This window comes from Acetanaerobacterium elongatum (assembly GCF_900103835.1).
Taxonomy (GTDB): Bacteria; Bacillota; Clostridia; order Oscillospirales; family Ruminococcaceae; genus Acetanaerobacterium; species Acetanaerobacterium elongatum.
Genome location: NZ_FNID01000049.1, coordinates 1 through 17,298, shown reverse-complemented (window position 1 = coordinate 17,298; position 17,298 = coordinate 1). Strand labels below are relative to the sequence as shown.

Genomic DNA, 17,298 nt, shown 5'->3' with positions numbered 1-17,298 from the left:
GTTCCTGAACGAATTGCATTTTTTTCGCAGATAGTGTGCAGACCACATCCGCCAGCAAGATATTCCAAGACAGCTTTCTTCTTTAATTCGGAGCTGTAAACGCGGTTCTTTTTTGTCGGGGCAAGACCCAAAGCACCCTCCTGTCGATATATCCGAGCCCATCTGGCTATTGATGCAGGTGCAACCTTGGCTCGTCTGGCGGCTTCCTCTCTTGAAATTTTCCCAGATACATACTCTCGAGTGATTTTAACTTTTTCAGTAACCTCTATTTTAGATTTTTGTGGCATAAAAATACTCCCTTCATGATGAACAGTGTTTGTTATTTCACTGTCTCTCATAAAGGGAGCATATCAATGTGAAAGTGCGCTTCTTGTTATTAATTACATAACGTTTCTTATATTTGAAGCAAGCCCTCCATTACAGACAATAATCCAAGTTAGCATACGCTAATTTTGTGGGTTTTGCTGATAGTATCTATAAACGAACTATGCTATAATATAGATAGTTAGCAAAGGCTAACTTGAACCTAGTAAAGGATGTGACGATATGACACTGGATAAACTGGCGGTGGGCAAGAAGGCAAGGATTGTATCGGTTGGCGGTATGGGCGCTCTGCGCCGCAGGCTGCTGGATATGGGGTTAACCCCCAAAACCGAGGTGTTGGTTCGCAAGGTGGCCCCGATGGGCGACCCGATGGAGCTGCACCTGCGCGGCTATGAACTAACCCTTCGCGCGGATGATGCCAGGAATATTGAAATAGAGAATGACAGCTTAGTATAAATATTTGGTTGAAAAGAGGTGAGCACGAAGATGGTATTTGCACTGGCCGGTAACCAGAACTGCGGGAAGACAACGCTGTTTAATCAGCTTACAGGCTCCAACCAGCATGTGGGAAACTTTCCTGGTGTTACGGTGGAACGGAAGGACGGTGTGATACGCGGGCAAAGAAACGCGACGGTGGTAGACCTGCCGGGTATCTATTCGCTGTCACCTTATACCTCAGAGGAGATTGTTACGCGTGACTTTTTGATAAACCAGCACCCAGACGGTATCATCAATATCGTTGACGCCACCGCACTTGAACGCAACCTGTACCTTACACTGCAGCTTCTGGAGCTGCAGATTCCCATGGTGCTGGCACTGAACATGATGGATGAGGTAAGGGCAAACGGCTCTACCATCCGTACAGAGGTACTGGCAAAAGAGCTTGGTATTCCGGTGGTGCCTATCGCGGCCAGCAAAAACGAAGGGGTAAGCGAGCTGGTAAAGGTTGCAATGTCGGTTGCCGAGGCAAAACAGAAACCGCAGCGGATGGATTTCTGTTCCGGTGCCGTACATAGGGCGGTTCATGCGGTAGCGCATATGGTAGAGGATCACGCCGAACGTATCCATGTTCCCGCACGCTTTGCGGCTACCAAGCTGTTGGAAGGCGATGAGCCGATGTTGAACGCGCTCCAGCTTTCGCAAAACGAAAAGGAGCTGCTGCAGCACACCGTGGATGAGATGGAGCACGAGCTTGGAACCGACCGTGAGGCCGCACTTGCCGATATGCGGTACTCCTTTTTGGATAAGCTTTGCGGCGAGGCGGTTGTGAAGGCGGGAGAATCGAAGGGGACAAAGCGCAGTGTTAAAATCGACGCGGTACTCACCCATAAGTATCTTGCCATCCCTATCTTCTTGGCTATCATGTTCACGATCTTTGCGGTTACCTTTGCACTGATTGGGCCGTGGCTGCAGGGCTTAATTGAATCAGGCATCACGGTGGTTACTCACGCGGTATCCGGCCTGCTTACTGCCTATGGTATTAATCCGGTGGTACATTCGCTGGTGATTGACGGCATCTTTGCCGGTGTGGGCAGCGTGCTTTCCTTCTTACCCATTATTGTGGTGCTGTTCTTCTTTCTCTCACTGCTTGAGGATACCGGTTACATGGCGCGCGTAGCGTTTGTAATGGATAAGCTTTTACGCAAGGTTGGCCTTTCAGGGCGCAGCTTTGTGCCCATGCTCATCGGCTTTGGGTGCTCGGTGCCCGCCATTATGGCCACCAGAACCCTATCGAGCGAGCGGGACCGTAAGATGACCATCCTGCTCACCCCGTTTATGAGCTGCAGTGCAAAGCTGCCTATCTACGCGGTGTTTGCGGCGGCATTTTTCCCTAAATACGCGGCGTTGGTAATGATGACACTTTACCTGATGGGAATTCTGATGGGTATACTCAGCGCGCTGGTGCTCAAAAGAACCGCCTTTCGCGGCAGCCCGGTGCCGTTTGTGCTGGAGTTACCCAATTACCGCATGCCAAGCATGAAGTCGGTTGCGCTGCTGTTGTGGGATAAGGCGAAGGATTTTCTTTCCCGCGCGTTTACCATCATCTTTGTGGCATCTATAATTATCTGGTTTTTGCAAACCTTTGATCTTCGCCTGAATGTTGTTGCCAACAGCGCTGATAGCCTTCTTGCGGGTATCGGCAGGCTTATCGCGCCGGTGTTTGCACCGCTCGGCTTTGGCGACTGGCGAGCCTCTACCGCCCTGATTACAGGTTTTGCGGCGAAAGAGGCGGTTGTAAGCACCCTTGCAGTGCTGACCGGCAGCTCGCTTGATACGCTCTCCGGGGCTTTGGGTGGGTTATTTACCCCGCTTGCGGCGTGTTCGTTCCTGGCTTTTACACTGCTGTATACCCCCTGTGCGGCAGCTATTGCGGCTGTTAAGCGCGAAATGGAAAGCGGCATATCGGCATTGCTTGTGGTGCTGTACCAAACCGGTGTTGCATGGGTAGCAGCATTTGCGGTGTATTCCATCGGGCGGCTGATGGGATTATAATTTATAACTTATCCTAAAACCTTCGGCTGATAATCGGCCGAAGGTTTATTGTGCTTAAGGGATTGGAAAGATTTCTAGTCAGACGGATAGAATATTCTGAAAGAAAGCTAGTATGCTAGGGAATGTAACCAAGCAAAACTGCCAATTTTAGCACTCTAACATTGAGAGTGCTAAAATTAACAGTCTTGTCATAGATTATGCCTATTTTTGTAACATGCGCTGTATAAAATAATAACTGAAATAAGGAACCGGAATACATACAAAGGTGTACCGGAAACCTTATATAATATACATTTAAACCTTAAAGGAGGAATTTATATGTTTGATCTGATGCCCTTTGACCGCAGGAATTTTAAAGATATGCAGCGTTTCTTTGACGGCTTTGAAAAGAACCTTTTTGGCTGGCCCGAAAGCTTTGGCGGCTTTAAAACCGACATTATTGATCAAGGCAGCCAATACGTTCTTGAGGCTGAGCTCCCCGGCTTTGCCAAGGAAGACCTGAACATCGATATCGACGGTGACCGTTTAACCATCAGCGCGCAGCATACGGCAGAGAACGAGGAGAAAAACGAAAACTTTGTTCGCCGTGAGCGCAGCTATGGCTCGTACAGCCGCAGCTTTGATATCTCCAACATCAAGGCCGAAGCCATTACTGCCGAGTATAAAAACGGGGTGCTGTTCTTAACAATGCCAAAGAATGATCAGGCGGCAGAAAAGAGCCGCCGCATTCAGATTCAGTAATTTATAATAAGCTTTTCGCCTCTCCGGGTTTTCTCGGGGAGGCGTTTTTTGTGGAAGCAACTTGAAACGGAACCTGAAACATGCTATAATAGCCGCGAATGTATGTTCTTGCAATGGCTTTAGGCTAATGTATTTTGTGAAAAGAAGTTACGTGTTATGGAGGCAGTTATGAACAAGACAATCAAGAAAACCGTTCAGGTTCTGGATTCGGAAGTGTATTATGAGGCCTACGGAGAGGGAACTCCCTTTTTGATTATCCATGGCTGGGGGGTTGACCATAATCTGATGTCCGGCCGGATGGAGCCGGCGTTTAACAAAAGCGGGCTACAGTTTCAACGCATTTATATTGATCTGCCGGGGATGGGTAGATCCAAGGCGGGTGCTTCGGTGAAAAATTCCGATGATATGTTAAAGGTGCTGCTCGCATTTTTAGATATGATACTGCAGAATCAAAGATTTGTTCTGGCGGGTGAATCCTACGGCGGTTATCTTGCAAGGGCATTGGTTCAAGCGCAAGGAGAACAGATACTGGGCTTAATGCTCCTCTGCCCTGCAATTTATCCGGGGTACCGTAAGGGAAATGTGGTGCCGCATACGGTGTTGGAAAGGGACGAGGCTTTTCTTAATACCCTGAGTGAGCAAGACAGAACCAGCTTTGAGTTTATGCAGGTTGTTCAAACACAAAAGGTGTGGCAACGGTATAAATCGGATATCTATGACGCGGTGAAGGCGAACAGCGAAAACTACTTTTTGCACCATGTACTGGACGGAGCCTTTACCTATGACATTGATAAGCTCCAACAGCCCTTCAGTAAACCCAGCCTGATATTGGTGGGGAGGCAGGATACGGAGGTAGGCTATTCTGATCAGTTTAAGCTGCTGAAGAATTACCCTAGAGCCTCGTTTGCCGCTTTGGATAAGGCGGGGCATAACCTGCAGATTGAGCAGGAGGAACTGTTTGCCGGCCTGATGAGCGAATGGCTGGAGCGGGTACAGGCCGAGGCAGGGAATAGATAGCTAAAATTAATCACGGAAGTTATTGACAAATAATAACTTCCGTGATATTCTTTAATCACTTAATAAAAGACTTTTAAAAAGTAATTACAAAGGAGATGATCCTGCCCTGTGAGTATCAGTGGAAACGCGCTCGTGATGAAAGAGGTAAACATCAACCTTGTACGGCGTACCCTTAAGCTGAAAACGCAGGCCACCAAACAGCAGATTGCGCAGGAAACGGGCTTGAGCATCGTAACCGTTGGTACCATTCTGCAGCAGCTGGTGCAGGACGGGGAGGCGTTTGATGCCGAAGCCGCGGCTTCCAGCGGCGGGCGGCCCGCGCAGCAGTTCAGGTTTAACGAGGATTTCGCCCACGCCTTAATCATCTTCCTGCACGAAGAGGGCGGGAAGGATACCGCACATCTGCGTGTGGTAAACCTATACGGTGAAAGTATCTATACCGAAAACCGACGGATGGAGGCCATCACGCTGGAGTGCTTTGAACCGTGGATTGATACCATAATCGTTCAATACCCTACCATCCGGGCAATTGGTTTTGGCCTGCCGGGTGTGGAATATGAGGGCAGGATGATCCTTACCGATTACAAGGAGCTTACGGGGAGCCCCATCGTTGAACACTATAAAGAGCGTTACGGCCTTCCGGTGCTGGTGGAAAACGACGTGAACGCCGCGGTAATCGGCTATTGCAGGCGCCGGCAGGTGGTAAGCGAGGCGGCGACGGTTTATATCTACTTTCCCACAAAATGCGGCCCGGGTTCCGGTATCTACATTGACGGCAAGCTTTATAAGGGCAACGGCGGGTTTGCGGGTGAGGTGGCGAGCATCCCCCTGGGGATTGACTGGGATGACCAAACACTATATGAAAGCCTGGAACGGTTTGTTGAAGCGGTGGCAAAGCTGGTGGTAGCGGTGTGCAGCATCATAAACCCCTACGCCATTACATTCTCCAGCAGCCTGCTTTCGCCGCAGCTTTTGGAGGGTATTGCGGCATGCTGCACAAAGCAGCTGCCTAAAAGTGTTGTGCCCGTTCTGGGGCTTTCGCAGAATTTCACCCTCGACTACCAGTACGGCATGGCCTTTGAAACCCTGGCACTGTTGGAACCCCAGGTTTTTTTAACTGCCCAATGAATTCTTATATACTTTTCTACTTCTTCCGTTTTTCCGAGAAAGGAACGATCATATGGCAACTCTGTTTTTAATACTCATCTATGCAGCATTTATCAGCCTTGGCCTGCCCGATTCACTGCTCGGTGTCGTATGGCCGGTTATGCAGCCCGAGTTTGGCGTGCCATACGGCTACGCGGGTATTCTTTCTATCATCGTTTCGGGCGGAACCATCATCTCCAGCCTGTTCAGCGGTAAGGTGTTAAAGCGTTTTGGCACCGGCAGGGTAACCTTTGTAAGCGTACTGCTCACGGCGGTTTCGCTTCTGGGCTTCCGCTTTGCGCCGTCATTTATATGGGCGATTCTGCTGGGTATCCCGCTTGGGTTAGGCGCAGGCTCGGTAGACGCAGGCTTAAACTCCTATGTAGCCGCGCATTACAAATCGCGCCATATGAGCTGGCTGCACTGTTTCTGGGGCGTAGGTGCGATGATCGGCCCGGTGATTATGTCGGGCTATATCAAGCGCAACGATTGGCGAGACGGATTTTTGACCATCTCCATTATTCAGTTTGTGTTGGTGGTCGTACTGTTGTTTGCCATCCCGCTGTGGGATAAGGTTGCAAAACAGAGCTCGGGTGAAGCAAAATCCCAGCAGACAGTACCCGAGGCGGCACAGGGCAGCTTTTGGTACCCGCTAAAGCTGAAGGGCGTAAAGCCGGTGCTGTTTACTTTTATGCTCTACTGTGCGCTGGAGGCCACGATGGGGCTGTGGGGCAGCAGCTTCTTAATCAATGTCAAGGGCTTTGATGCCGCAGAGGCGGCGAGATGGGTTTCGCTTTTCTACGCGGGCATCACCGCGGGGCGATTCCTTTCCGGCTTCATCACCATGAAGGTGAGTAACAAGCTGATTATCCGAGCAGGGGAACTGATTATTCTGGCCGGTGCGGTGCTGTTGCTGCTGCCGATACTGCCCAGAGAGGCTGCTCTTATCGGCTTTGTTTTGGTTGGGCTTGGCTGTGCGCCCATCTACCCCTGTATGATTCATGAAACCCCCGCACGCTTTGGCAAGGAGAACTCGCAGGCGGTTATCGGTTTTCAGATGGCGGTGGCCTATGTGGGCTCCACCTTCTTCCCGCCGATTTTCGGCTTTATCGCATCATCCACCACTATCGGGCTGTTCCCGTTTTTTATCACGGCCTATATCTTTATCATTTTGTTTTGTTCCGAGCGGGTAAACGCCTTTATGCGGCAGAAGCTTGCCGCTGCGAAGGCGCAAGAGGAAAGGACGGTGTAAAAGTATGGAGTACCGCAAGGCAACGTTGCAGGATATCGACGAACTGGTGGACATACGCATAGCGATGCGCAATGAACGCGAGAATGTTAAAGAAATTGACATAGTACAGTTTCGGGAAAATACCCGCGCATATTTTCAAACTGGCATGACAGACAACAGCTACATCTCTTGGGTTGCGGTTGAAAACAGCAATATTGTTTCTATAAGTGGCATGTGCTTTTACAGGATACCACCCACCTATGCCAATATTACCGGTTTAGTTGCGTATGTAATGAGCGTGTATACTAAGCCGGAATTCAGAAGACGGGGGATTGCGCAAGCCCTGTTTGAACACCTGCTGGCCGAGGCTGAAAACAGGGGTTGCACCGTGATAACCCTGAACGCTTCACCGATGGGCAGATCACTTTACGAAAAATATGGATTTACGGCAAATAATCAAGCCAAGAAGCTGCATCTTTAATTGGCGGTATCATAAAAGCGGCGCAATCCCGGTTTAAAAGAGATTGCGCCGCTTATAGGTTTAATATAAAATCGCGCCGTACTTTTTAGCAATGCGTTTCAGGTTTTGTTCGGGTATGTAGCATCTTGAATCCACCAGAGCCCGCCCCTGATATTGCAGCAGCGCCGCCTCCAGCAGGGTTTCCTCATCAGCGTGCAGAAGGATGGGCAGGGTTGCCATATGTGCGTTTATTGCCAGCAGGTTTGCGTCGTCGGGCGTTTTGATGTTAATGTACAGGGCGTCATAACCCTCGCCCGCGGCCTCTACCAGCAGTTCGCTCATATCCAGCTCACAGTCAAGCGGTTCGCTTGGTGAGAGGGTATCGGTAATAAAGAATACATCGCTTTGATTTGCGGCAATTACCTCATCAAGCATCTTTTCCGGTTGCTTACCGGAATAATCAAACCGTTTGGCAGCTTCGGCAATTGCCTTGATATGCTCGGGCGTAGTACCGCAGCAACCGCCAATCATCTGCGCGCCTGCCGCAAGCAGTTCGCCGGTAAACTCGGCAAGGCTTTGGGGTGAAAAATCGTAGGTGTAAAAAAGCAGCGGGTTTGGATTGCCCGCATCAGGTTTGGCGATAACAGGTACCCGTGCGTAGGAAATAATCCGCTTTACCGCTTCAAGTGTTGCGTCGGGTGAAGAGCAGTTAATACCAAACCCGCGCACGCCAAGACTTTGCGCAACGGTCAGTGCGGCTAACACATCCACATCCCAACCCTTGGTACGGCACTCGTCATCCACGGTTACACAGGCATACACCGGCAGCTCAAACGCGTGCGCCGCAAAAATCGCCGCACGCAGATCCACAATGTTGGTGAAGCTCTCCAGCAGCACAAAATCAAGGCTGCTTTCGCTGAAGGCCTGCATCTGCTGCCTGTAATCGGTTATCAGGCGGTTGAAGGTTGCCTCTCCGAACGGCTTGATTTCAATACCCGAGGGCGATACACTGCCCCCCACGGGTACCCTGCCGCGTGCAGCCTCTTTGGCAAGCCTGGCAAGTGTGCGGTTTAACTGCGGAATATCAAGTTCTTTACCGCATTGTTCGGCGGTACTGTTCATCAGGCCAAAGGTGGGTGCGAGCACCGCCATAGCCCCCGCCTGAATGAAAGCGTCAATCAGTGCCGCAACACTTTCAGTGTTCTGCAGCATCCAGTCTGCGGCATCCAACCCCTCCGGCATACCCTGCTGCATCAGGTTAGTGGCAATGGCGCCATCCAGCACAAAGGGGCGTTTATCGGGTATCTCCATAAGTTTTATAAACCCTCCGTTACAATCGCGGCAGATATTTCTTTGCGTACCATTACATCGCTTCGGGGGCGGTTATCTTCAGCAGGCCGAGTACGTTGCCAAGCACAATCTTCACAGCGGCACAAAGTGCCATGCGCGCCTGCATCAGCGGTTCGTCCTCGCCCTTCACGCGGTGTGCATTATAGAATTTATGGAACATGGTAGCCAGCTCTACACAATAGCGGGTGAGACGAGCCGGGTCATAGTTCTTAGCGGCCTCGGTCACTTCATCGGGCAGACGGGCGATATAGCGGGCCACCTCCATCTCCTCGCGGGTGCTCAGCAGCTTCAGCTCCTCGGGGGTGCAGGCTCTGGGCGTGATACCCTCGGCACCAAGGTTTTTAAAGATACTGCAGATGCGCGCGTGCGCATACTGCACATAGTATACCGGGTTTTGCGCGCTTTCCTCAACCGCAAGGTCGAGGTCAAAGTCAAAGTGGCTGTTGGGCTCGCGCAGGTTAAAGAAGAAGCGGGCGGCATCCACCGGTACATCGTCCAGCAGGTCGTTTAGGGTGATAGCCTTGCCGGTACGCTTGCTCATGCGCACTACCTCGCCGCCGCGCACAAGGCGAACCAGCTGCATCAGTACGACATCCAGCTTATCGCTGTCGATCCCCACCGCTGTCATGGCGCCCTTCAGGCGGCCCACATGGCCGTGGTGGTCGGCACCCCAGATGTTAATAACCTTATCAAAGCCTCTGTCTATAAACTTGTTATAATGGTAGGCGATATCCGCCGCAAAGTAGGTGGGAATGCCGTTTGCGCGGATGAGCACGTCGTCCTTTTCAGCGCCGAAAGCGGTGGCCTTGTACCACAGAGCGCCTTCCTTTTCGTAGGTATAGCCGTTCTTGGTGAGAATATCTACAACCTTCTTCACTGCACCGCTCTGGTGGAGGGTGCTTTCAAAGAACCATACATCATAGTTGATACGGTACTTAGCTAGGTCTGCTTTCAGCTTTTCAACATTCTTTGGCAGGGCGTATTCCACCAGTGCCTTTTTACGAACCTCGTCGCTTTCGTTTACATAGCTTTCGCCGTGTATATCGGCAAATTCCTGCGCACGCTCCTTGATGTCGTCGCCCTGATAGCCGTCCTCGGGGAACTCCACATCCTTTTTATACAGCTGCAGGTAACGGGCAGAAAGGGAGTTTGCAAACTTCTCTATCTGGTTGCCTGCGTCGTTTACATAGAACTCGCGTGTTACCTCGTAGCCCGCAAACGCAAGTGCCGAGGCCAGGCAATCGCCCAATGCGCCGCCGCGTGCGTTGCCCATATGCATAGGGCCGGTGGGGTTGGCCGAAACAAACTCAACCATCGCCTTTTTACCCTGACCGTAGTTGGTGCGGCCGTAGTTTTCCTTCTCTTCAAATACGGCAAGCAGGGTTTTGGCAAACCAGGCACTGCTTAAAAAGAAGTTGATAAAACCGGGGCCCGCAATCTCAAAGCGTTCAAACGAGGTGCCCTCCAGCACGCAGTTGTTGCAGATAATCTCGGCAATCTTCTTGGGGGGCAGCTTAAACGCTCTTGCCGAAACCATTGCGGCATTGGTGGCAAAATCCCCGTGTGTGGTATCGGCGGGTATCTCAATCGTAAATGCGGGCATCGGCTCGGCGGGCAGCTCACCTGCTGCCACCGCACGGCCAAGCGCCGCCAGCAGTATCTCTTTTAACTCGCCCTGGGCATATTTGATAAGATTAGCCATTCCTTTGACACTCCTTGACGTTGATATATACCTCGTTCTCACTGGCTAAACTCGAGTTGATATCCAGCGAATATTTAAAGCTTACATCCCCGCCCGTTTCACCGAGCGTATTGGTAATTGAATCGGAGAAAACGCCTATCATGATGTCACCGGCACCTGTATCATAATGACAGAGATGGCGTCGGCCCTTTTCAATAATAAGCTCGGAGCGGTTTGCCCCGCGGCGCTTTAAGATCACACTGCTGGTGCCGGTGAGCTCCAGCATGGTGGTGGTGCCCTCAAAGCCGGTGGCCTCCGATTCCTTGTAGGTGATAATCTGCTTACCGTCCTTCACAAAAAGGTTGCCTACCGTCATGAGCTCCATGATATCCTCTTCACCGTCTATGTTCGAAATCCCCTTGATGGAGATGAGTACATCCTTTTTCAACCTGTTTATCCTCCCATGGCTTGCTTAAGGTTATGTATAATCAAGATTTATCCAAAGCTTAGTATGCCTCAATATCGATTGTCGAAACATCCCCTTTAATGCTGCTGCCCAAAAACCGCGCGGCAATCTCCGAAAAATCGTCGATACGGTCGCTGACATAGTATTCGGCCCGCCCTGCTCTGGCGGTATCCTCGTTCATCAGCCCCATGCTCTTTAATGTTGCCGCCGCAAAATGTGCGGTTTCACGCCCCGCATCAATCAGGGTAATCTCGCTGCCGAGTATGTCGGATATCACATCGTAAAGCAGGGGATAGTGGGTGCAGCCCATAATCACTGTATCGATGTTTTCTTTTTTAATGTCGTTTAAATACCCTTCCGCCACCAGCCGCGTCACCTGATTATCAGGCCCCAGAAAGCCGTTTTCCACTAAGGGAACAAAGAGCGGGCAGGCTTTACCGATCACACGGGCAGTCGGCTTGATGGAACGGATAGCCTTGCCGTAGGCGCCGCTTCGCACCGTGGCTTGGGTACCGATTACGCCGATGGCGCCGTCGCGGTTTACCGCACAAGCCGCCTGAGCTGCGGGGTTTAACACACGGATGATGGGTATACCAAAACTGCCGGCAACCTCCTCCGGCAAAACCGAGCTGACGGTACCGCAGGCGATGATAATCATCTTGACGTTGTGGCCGGTTAAGAATCGTATATCCTGCTTTGCGTATTTGATAATCGTATCACGGCTTCGGCTGCCGTAGGGAACGCGGGACGTATCGCCGAAATAGACGATGTCTTCATGCGGGAGCAGCTCCTTCAGCTCTTTTACCGTCGTAAGACCGCCCAACCCCGAATCAAACACGCCGATGCTCCGATTGTCCATCGCAACCTCCATGCCTTGAATAGTATTTGCCAAGGGTGTATGCTCAAATCATAAACTTGCGTTCGAGCGCCAGCTCAATCAGCTTGTCAATCAGCTCGCTGTAGGGAATACCGTAGGCCTCGAACAGCTTGGGGTACATGCTGATATGGGTAAAACCGGGGATGGTATTAATCTCGTTAAAAACCACCTCACCGTTTGCGCGCACAAAAAAGTCCACGCGAGAAAGGCCGGTGCAGAACAGCGCCCGATATGCCTTAACGGCAGTTTCGCGCACCTTTTCGGCTACAGCCTCCGGTATCCGCGCGGGGATAAACAAATCGGTTGTATCGCTGATATATTTAGCGTCGTAATCGTAGAATTCCGCTTTGGGGGCAATCTCGCCCACCACCGAGGCTACAGGGTTTCGGTTGCCGAGTACGGCACACTCAACCTCCTGCCCCACAACCGCCTGCTCGATAACCACTTTTTTATCGTGCTGCAGTGCGATTTTTATGGCGGCCTTCAGCTGGGTACTGTTAGTTGCCTTGTTAACGCCAACCGAGGAACCGGCGTTGGCGGGCTTTACAAACATCGGGTAACCAAAGCGCTCTGCAAGCGTTTTGGCATAGGGCTCAAAATTATCAAGGACATCCGCCGTGCAGTAATCCCATTTAGCGGTTGTAATGCCGGCGTTATCCATTACGGTATGAGTAACTACCTTATCCATGCAGATGGCGGAGGAAAGAGTATCGCACCCCACAAAGGGGATGCCGGCCACCATAAACAGTCCCTGAAGGGTACCGTCCTCGCAGTTTTTACCGTGCATTACGGGAAACACCGCATCAAGCTTTGTTGCTTTAGCGGTTCCGTCCTCGCCGATTTCTATAATACCGTGCAAGGCACGATCCGGCACCACATAAGCCGGGGTTACATTGCCGTTTACCCAGTTTCCACTCTTAATATCGTTAATCTCACCGCGGTAACGCAGCCACTTACCATCCTTGGTAATGCCCAGCATCACGATGTCGTACTTTTCCCTATTAATATGGTTAAGTACCGAACTGGCGCTCATCAGTGAAACCTCGTATTCACTTGATGCACCGCCAAAGAGGATACCCACTGTCAGTCTTGACAATTGCAGTCACACTCCTGTAGTATACTTCATATATATAACGCTTATCGCCGTACGCTTCAGTGCCGTTTAGGATTGTATAAGATGAAAACGGCCGGATAAAGCCGTCGTCTGAACACAATACCGTATAAAACAGTATATTATCATCTATTATAAAATAGTAGTACAGTTCATTCTAGCAAAATAAAATGGTAAAAGCAATATTTATTCCTGCTTTTATTCATTTGGCTAAAAAAACACGCCAAAACTAGCCAGCAGGCTGTTGACTTTTGGAATAGGGTGTGCTATAGTGATTATACCTCTAAAAGGGTTTATTTTTTTGTGCGCTTTTTTACGAAGGTTAAAACAAGGAATGATAACCGTAAAAACGTGTAAAGAAGCTGAGCCTGCGGCATCCCGCCGCACCGTGGCCTACGGTCGTTGTTTTTTAGAGGGAGGCAAAATAATCCGATTACTGGAGGTGCCGATATGAGAGTTCGGGTTACTATGGCTTGCACAGAGTGCAAACAGCGCAACTACAACACCATGAAGAACAAGAAGAACGATCCTGACAGACTCGAGATGAACAAGTACTGCCGTTTCTGCAAGAAGCACACGCTTCACAAGGAAACAAAGTAAAGTGAAGGACAGGAGGGACAATTATGGCGACCAACCCCGAAAAAAAGGAGCGCAAATTCAGTCCTAAACGTTTCTTCCAGCGAGTTGCCCGCTTTTTCCGTGACATAAGGGGCGAGGTAAAGAAGGTTGTATGGCCTACACGCAAGCAGCTTTGGAACAACACGCTGGTGGTTGTTGCTATCATGCTTGGTACTGGTGCCATCATCTGGGTTATTGATTTAATCTTCACCGGAGTAGTGAAGCTCACCCTTAAGGTCTGACTTTTTCGAAAAGCGGGAGGAAAAAACATGTCTGATACCGCGAAGTGGTATGTTGTACACACCTATTCGGGCTACGAAAATAAGGTTGCGGGCAACCTTGAAAAAATGGTTGAAAACCGCAAGCTGCAGGACTTAATTCAAGAGATTAAGGTTCCCACCGAAAAGGTTACAGAGTACAAAGACGACAAGAAGCGTGAAGTGGAACGCAAGATATTCCCCGGCTATGTGCTGGTGAAGATGGTAATGGATGACGATTCATGGTACGTTGTGCGGAATATACGCGGCGTTACCGGCTTTGTTGGCCCTGCCTCAAAACCCATTCCTCTTACCGAGGACGAGGTTCTGGCGCTTGGTGTTGAAACAAAGCATATCGAGGTTCGTTTTGCGGTGGGTGATTCCGTCCGCGTTACCAGCGGGCCGCTGGAAGGTTTTATCGGTACAGTTGATATGATTGATGTGGACAAGAACAAGGTTCGCGTTATTGTTTCGATGTTCGGCCGTGAAACCCCTGCCGAGCTTGAGCTTGATCAGGCCGAGCCGGTAGAATGATTGGTCATGTTTTTTGTTCCTTGGGGTTTAAGGCGTCCCGTTAAAAACGCTTTGCTTTCCGCATGATGCGGCATCTGCCGTATTTATGCACGGGTGACCCCCTTTCAGCCGAGGAGGTTTCCCGGTGGGAGGAATAAAAAGTCTTTTATTTTATTCCGCCATCTACCACGTAATTTTGGAGGTGCAAAAAATGGCTCAAAAGGTTACGGGCTTTATTAAGCTCCAGATACCGGCCGGTAAGGCCACTCCGGCACCGCCAGTTGGCCCTGCACTGGGTCAGCACGGCGTTAATATCATGGCATTTACGAAGGAATTTAACGAGCGTACAAAAGGCGACGTAGGTCTTATCATCCCTGTTGTTATCACGGTTTATGCAGACCGTTCCTTCAGTTTTGTTACCAAGACCCCGCCGGCGGCAGTTCTTATTAAAAAGGCCTGCGGCATTGAAACGGCTTCCGGGGTACCGAACAAGACAAAGGTTGCTAAGATTACCAGGGAGCAGGTTAGAAAGATTGCTGAGCAGAAGATGCCCGACTTAAATGCTGCAAGCATCGATTCCGCTATGAGCATGGTAGCAGGAACAGCCAGAAGCATGGGCGTCGAAGTCGTAGACTAATGCTTCCGGGTGGGAGGAAATTTCCGTTATTAACCACTCAATTAGGGAGGAACTGAATATGAAACACGGCAAAAACTATCAAGACAGTGCCAAACTTTTAGATCGCAGTAAGCTCTACGATGCTCAGGAAGCATTGGGTGTATGCGTTAAGACCGCGAAGGCTAAGTTTGATGAAACCGTCGAGATTCATGTGCGCCTTGGCGTAGACTCCCGTCACGCTGAGCAGCAGGTTCGCGGCGCGGTGGTGCTGCCAAACGGCACCGGTAAAAAGGTTCGGGTACTGGTATTCGCCAAGGGCGATAAAGCTGACGATGCCTTAAAGGCAGGCGCCGAGTATGTTGGCGCTGACGATATGGTAGCGAAGATTCAGAACGAAGGCTGGACAGACTTCGATGTTGTTATTGCAACCCCCGACATGATGGGTGTTGTAGGCCGCTTAGGTAAGGTGCTCGGCCCCCGTGGCTTGATGCCAAACCCCAAGGCCGGTACGGTTACCCCTGATGTTGCCCGCGCTGTTAGCGAAGCTAAGGCCGGTAAGATCGAGTACCGTCTTGATAAAACCAACATCATCCACTGCCCCATCGGCAAGGCTTCCTTCGGTGTAGAGAAGCTCGTCGAAAACTTCGATACCCTGATGGGCGCTATCGTAAAGGCAAAGCCCGCCGCTGCAAAAGGCCAGTATGTTAAGAGCTGCGTTATCGCAACCACCATGGGCCCCGGCATTCGCATTAACCCCTCTAAGTTTGTGTGATTTTTAAAGCTTGACACAAACCAGCAGGTACTGTATAATATAACACGTTGATTGTCTTTTCCAAAGACAGTAGGTGCTTAAAAAGCGTAAAGGGTTAATCCCCCGCCTGCCGAGGATGAGAGCAGTTGTTTATAAAAGCTTGTACGCTTGTATCATATAAACACACAGCCCTTTCTCTCGGTTATGAGGGAAAGGGCTTTTTATCTGTTTTTTCACCAATTCTAGCAGGGAAATCCCTGCAAATCATCAGGAGGTGAACTTTAAGTTGCCAAGTGAGAATGTATTAAACTCAAAAAAGCAGCAGGTTGAAGAGCTTACTCAAAAGCTTTCTAAAGCTTGCGCGGGTGTTATTGTAGACTACAAGGGTATTACCGTAGCCAACGACACCAAGCTTCGTAAGGAGCTGCGTGAGGCCGGCGTTGAATATGCGGTTGTGAAGAACACCATGCTTCGTTTTGCCGCTAAAAATGCAAAGCTTGACGGTCTTACCGCCGTGCTTGACGGCACCACCGCTATCGCCGTAAGCGAAAAAGACCCTGTTGCCGCAGCCAAGATTCTTACCAAATATGCAGATGACTCTAAGGGTAAGTTTGTTATCAAGGCCGGCTTTGTAGACGGAAGCATCCTTGATGCAAACAAGACCATTGAGCTCGGCAAGCTGCCCTCTAAGGAACAGCTTCTGGGCCAGCTGCTTTCCGTGCTCAACGGGAACATCCGCGGACTTGCTGTTGCGCTTAACAAGATTGCAGAGCAGAAGGGCGAAGGCGCTGCACCTGCCGCTGAGTAATCGCGGTACTGCCCTGAAAAACGTATCTTAACAAAAAATAAAAATAACCGGGAGGTAAATTACAATGGCTTCTGAGAAGATTACTAAATTTGTCGAAGAAATCAAAACTCTTACTGTTTTAGAGTTAAATGAGCTTGTAAAGGCAATCGAAGAGGAGTTCGGTGTTTCCGCTGCTGCTCCTGTTATGATGGCTGGCCCCGCCGCTGCTGCTCCTGCTGCAGAGGAGAAGACCGAGTTTGACGTAGTTCTTGCCGATGTAGGCGCCAACAAGATGGCGGTTATCAAGGTAGTTAAAGAGCTTACCGGTCTCGGCTTAAAGGAAGCGAAAGACTTTGTTGAGGCTGCTCCTAAGACTCTTAAAGAGGGCATCTCCAAGGCTGACGCTGACGAGCTTGCCAAGAAGCTTGAAGAAGCTGGCGCTAAGGCGCAGATTAAGTAATCTGGCTTTAAATACCGTAATAAAGGCCGCTCCGAGAGGAGCGGCCTTCAGACCGCTGACAAAGTCCAAGTCAGCGGTCTATTTTTATGCAAAAAAGGGAGAAAATATATGAAAAATATGGTATAATAGAAGGGAAGAAAACCGCATGAAATGAGGAAAAATCAATGCTTAATACAGGGACAAACCGACAAGAAAAAATGGAACTGGTAATCATAGAAAATCTGGTGCCGAAGGATCATCTGCTCAGAAAGATAGATAGATACATTGATTTTTCTTTCATCAATGAAATTTGCAGACCGTATTACTGCGAAAACATCGGAAGGCCGGCAATTGAACCGGAAATCATGTTTCGCATGCTGTTCATCGGCTATCTGTATGGAATAAGAAGCGAGACCAGAT

General features: G+C 50.1%; 21 protein-coding genes and 1 other annotated feature. Of the genes, 15 read left to right on the top strand and 6 right to left on the bottom strand.

The genetic code is table 11. The features are described 5' to 3' along the window. Positions 1 to 287: helix-turn-helix domain-containing protein (locus BLR50_RS13265; RefSeq protein WP_162840451.1), on the bottom strand; the 287-nt coding region annotated here is incomplete at its 3' end. A gap of 259 nt (positions 288 to 546) precedes the next feature. Here BLR50_RS13265 and BLR50_RS14750 point away from each other — a divergent pair. The 7 genes from BLR50_RS14750 to BLR50_RS13230 all read left to right on the top strand — a co-directional run bounded on the left by BLR50_RS14750 (position 547) and on the right by BLR50_RS13230 (position 7,433). Further along, positions 547 to 780: a FeoA family protein gene (locus tag BLR50_RS14750; RefSeq protein ID WP_092643319.1), complete on the top strand. Its 234-nt coding sequence runs from the start codon at positions 547 to 549 to the stop codon at positions 778 to 780. A gap of 30 nt (positions 781 to 810) precedes the next feature. Continuing rightward, a complete protein-coding gene (feoB, locus tag BLR50_RS13255) occupies positions 811 to 2,817 on the top strand; it encodes a ferrous iron transport protein B (protein WP_092643315.1) in 2,007 nt (668 codons plus the stop codon). Positions 2,818 to 3,135: 318 nt separating this feature from the next. Then, the gene (locus BLR50_RS13250) at positions 3,136 to 3,558 is read left to right on the top strand and encodes an Hsp20/alpha crystallin family protein (RefSeq protein WP_092643311.1); all 423 of its coding nucleotides are present in this window, start codon (positions 3,136 to 3,138) and stop codon (positions 3,556 to 3,558) included. A 168-nt stretch (positions 3,559 to 3,726) separates the two neighbouring features. Further along, the gene (locus BLR50_RS13245) at positions 3,727 to 4,575 is read left to right on the top strand and encodes an alpha/beta fold hydrolase (RefSeq protein WP_162840450.1); all 849 of its coding nucleotides are present in this window, start codon (positions 3,727 to 3,729) and stop codon (positions 4,573 to 4,575) included. A 108-nt stretch (positions 4,576 to 4,683) separates the two neighbouring features. Continuing rightward, entirely contained in the window at positions 4,684 to 5,703 is a 1,020-nt protein-coding gene (locus BLR50_RS13240) for an ROK family transcriptional regulator (protein WP_092643304.1), read from the top strand. 52 nt (positions 5,704 to 5,755) lie between these two features. Beyond that, positions 5,756 to 6,973, top strand: a complete 1,218-nt coding sequence (locus BLR50_RS13235) for an MFS transporter (RefSeq protein ID WP_092643301.1) — start codon at positions 5,756 to 5,758, stop codon at positions 6,971 to 6,973. 4 nt (positions 6,974 to 6,977) lie between these two features. Next, a complete protein-coding gene (locus BLR50_RS13230) occupies positions 6,978 to 7,433 on the top strand; it encodes a GNAT family N-acetyltransferase (protein ID WP_092643298.1) in 456 nt (151 codons plus the stop codon). Positions 7,434 to 7,493: 60 nt separating this feature from the next. Here BLR50_RS13230 and BLR50_RS13225 read toward each other — a convergent pair whose 3' ends face one another. Genes BLR50_RS13225 through BLR50_RS13205 form a run of 5 tightly spaced genes read right to left on the bottom strand, consistent with a single transcriptional unit; the run spans position 7,494 to position 12,882 of the window. Next, complete coding sequence (locus BLR50_RS13225) at positions 7,494 to 8,723, bottom strand: homocysteine S-methyltransferase family protein (protein WP_092643295.1); 1,230 nt, start codon at positions 8,721 to 8,723, stop codon at positions 7,494 to 7,496. 52 nt (positions 8,724 to 8,775) lie between these two features. After that, the gene (gene argS, locus BLR50_RS13220) at positions 8,776 to 10,464 is read right to left on the bottom strand and encodes an arginine--tRNA ligase (protein WP_092643292.1); all 1,689 of its coding nucleotides are present in this window, start codon (positions 10,462 to 10,464) and stop codon (positions 8,776 to 8,778) included. Next, positions 10,457 to 10,891, bottom strand: coding sequence for a YwiB family protein (locus BLR50_RS13215; protein WP_092643290.1), 435 nt, complete (start codon positions 10,889 to 10,891; stop codon positions 10,457 to 10,459). Before BLR50_RS13215 ends, argS begins: the two co-directional genes overlap by 8 nt. 58 nt (positions 10,892 to 10,949) lie before the next feature. Then, a complete protein-coding gene (murI, locus tag BLR50_RS13210; RefSeq protein ID WP_092643287.1) occupies positions 10,950 to 11,768 on the bottom strand; it encodes a glutamate racemase in 819 nt (272 codons plus the stop codon). Between the two features lie 43 nt (positions 11,769 to 11,811). Continuing rightward, a complete protein-coding gene (locus tag BLR50_RS13205) occupies positions 11,812 to 12,882 on the bottom strand; it encodes a D-alanine--D-alanine ligase family protein (protein ID WP_092643284.1) in 1,071 nt (356 codons plus the stop codon). Positions 12,883 to 13,347: 465 nt separating this feature from the next. Between BLR50_RS13205 and rpmG the strand changes: the two genes are divergently transcribed. From rpmG to BLR50_RS13165, 8 genes are all read left to right on the top strand, one after another. After that, entirely contained in the window at positions 13,348 to 13,497 is a 150-nt protein-coding gene (gene rpmG / locus BLR50_RS13200) for a 50S ribosomal protein L33 (RefSeq protein WP_092643281.1), read from the top strand. Positions 13,498 to 13,520: 23 nt separating this feature from the next. Continuing rightward, positions 13,521 to 13,757 (top strand): preprotein translocase subunit SecE, encoded by a 237-nt coding sequence (gene secE / locus BLR50_RS13195; RefSeq protein ID WP_092643278.1) that lies wholly within the window; start codon positions 13,521 to 13,523, stop codon positions 13,755 to 13,757. Positions 13,758 to 13,784: 27 nt separating this feature from the next. Next, positions 13,785 to 14,306, top strand: coding sequence for a transcription termination/antitermination protein NusG (nusG, locus tag BLR50_RS13190; protein ID WP_092643275.1), 522 nt, complete (start codon positions 13,785 to 13,787; stop codon positions 14,304 to 14,306). Between the two features lie 190 nt (positions 14,307 to 14,496). Then, positions 14,497 to 14,922: a 50S ribosomal protein L11 gene (gene rplK / locus BLR50_RS13185; protein WP_092643322.1), complete on the top strand. Its 426-nt coding sequence runs from the start codon at positions 14,497 to 14,499 to the stop codon at positions 14,920 to 14,922. A 58-nt stretch (positions 14,923 to 14,980) separates the two neighbouring features. Then, the gene (gene rplA / locus BLR50_RS13180) at positions 14,981 to 15,673 is read left to right on the top strand and encodes a 50S ribosomal protein L1 (RefSeq protein ID WP_092643272.1); all 693 of its coding nucleotides are present in this window, start codon (positions 14,981 to 14,983) and stop codon (positions 15,671 to 15,673) included. A 42-nt stretch (positions 15,674 to 15,715) separates the two neighbouring features. Then, positions 15,716 to 15,885 (top strand) — a sequence feature (ribosomal protein L10 leader region). Positions 15,886 to 15,938: 53 nt separating this feature from the next. Beyond that, positions 15,939 to 16,460 (top strand): 50S ribosomal protein L10, encoded by a 522-nt coding sequence (gene rplJ / locus BLR50_RS13175; RefSeq protein ID WP_092643269.1) that lies wholly within the window; start codon positions 15,939 to 15,941, stop codon positions 16,458 to 16,460. Between the two features lie 64 nt (positions 16,461 to 16,524). Beyond that, on the top strand, positions 16,525 to 16,899 hold the full coding sequence (gene rplL, locus BLR50_RS13170) for a 50S ribosomal protein L7/L12 (protein ID WP_092643266.1): 375 nt from the start codon (positions 16,525 to 16,527) through the stop codon (positions 16,897 to 16,899). Between the two features lie 164 nt (positions 16,900 to 17,063). Continuing rightward, positions 17,064 to 17,298 (top strand): transposase (locus tag BLR50_RS13165; protein WP_143008113.1); only part of this gene is annotated, 235 nt, incomplete at its 3' end.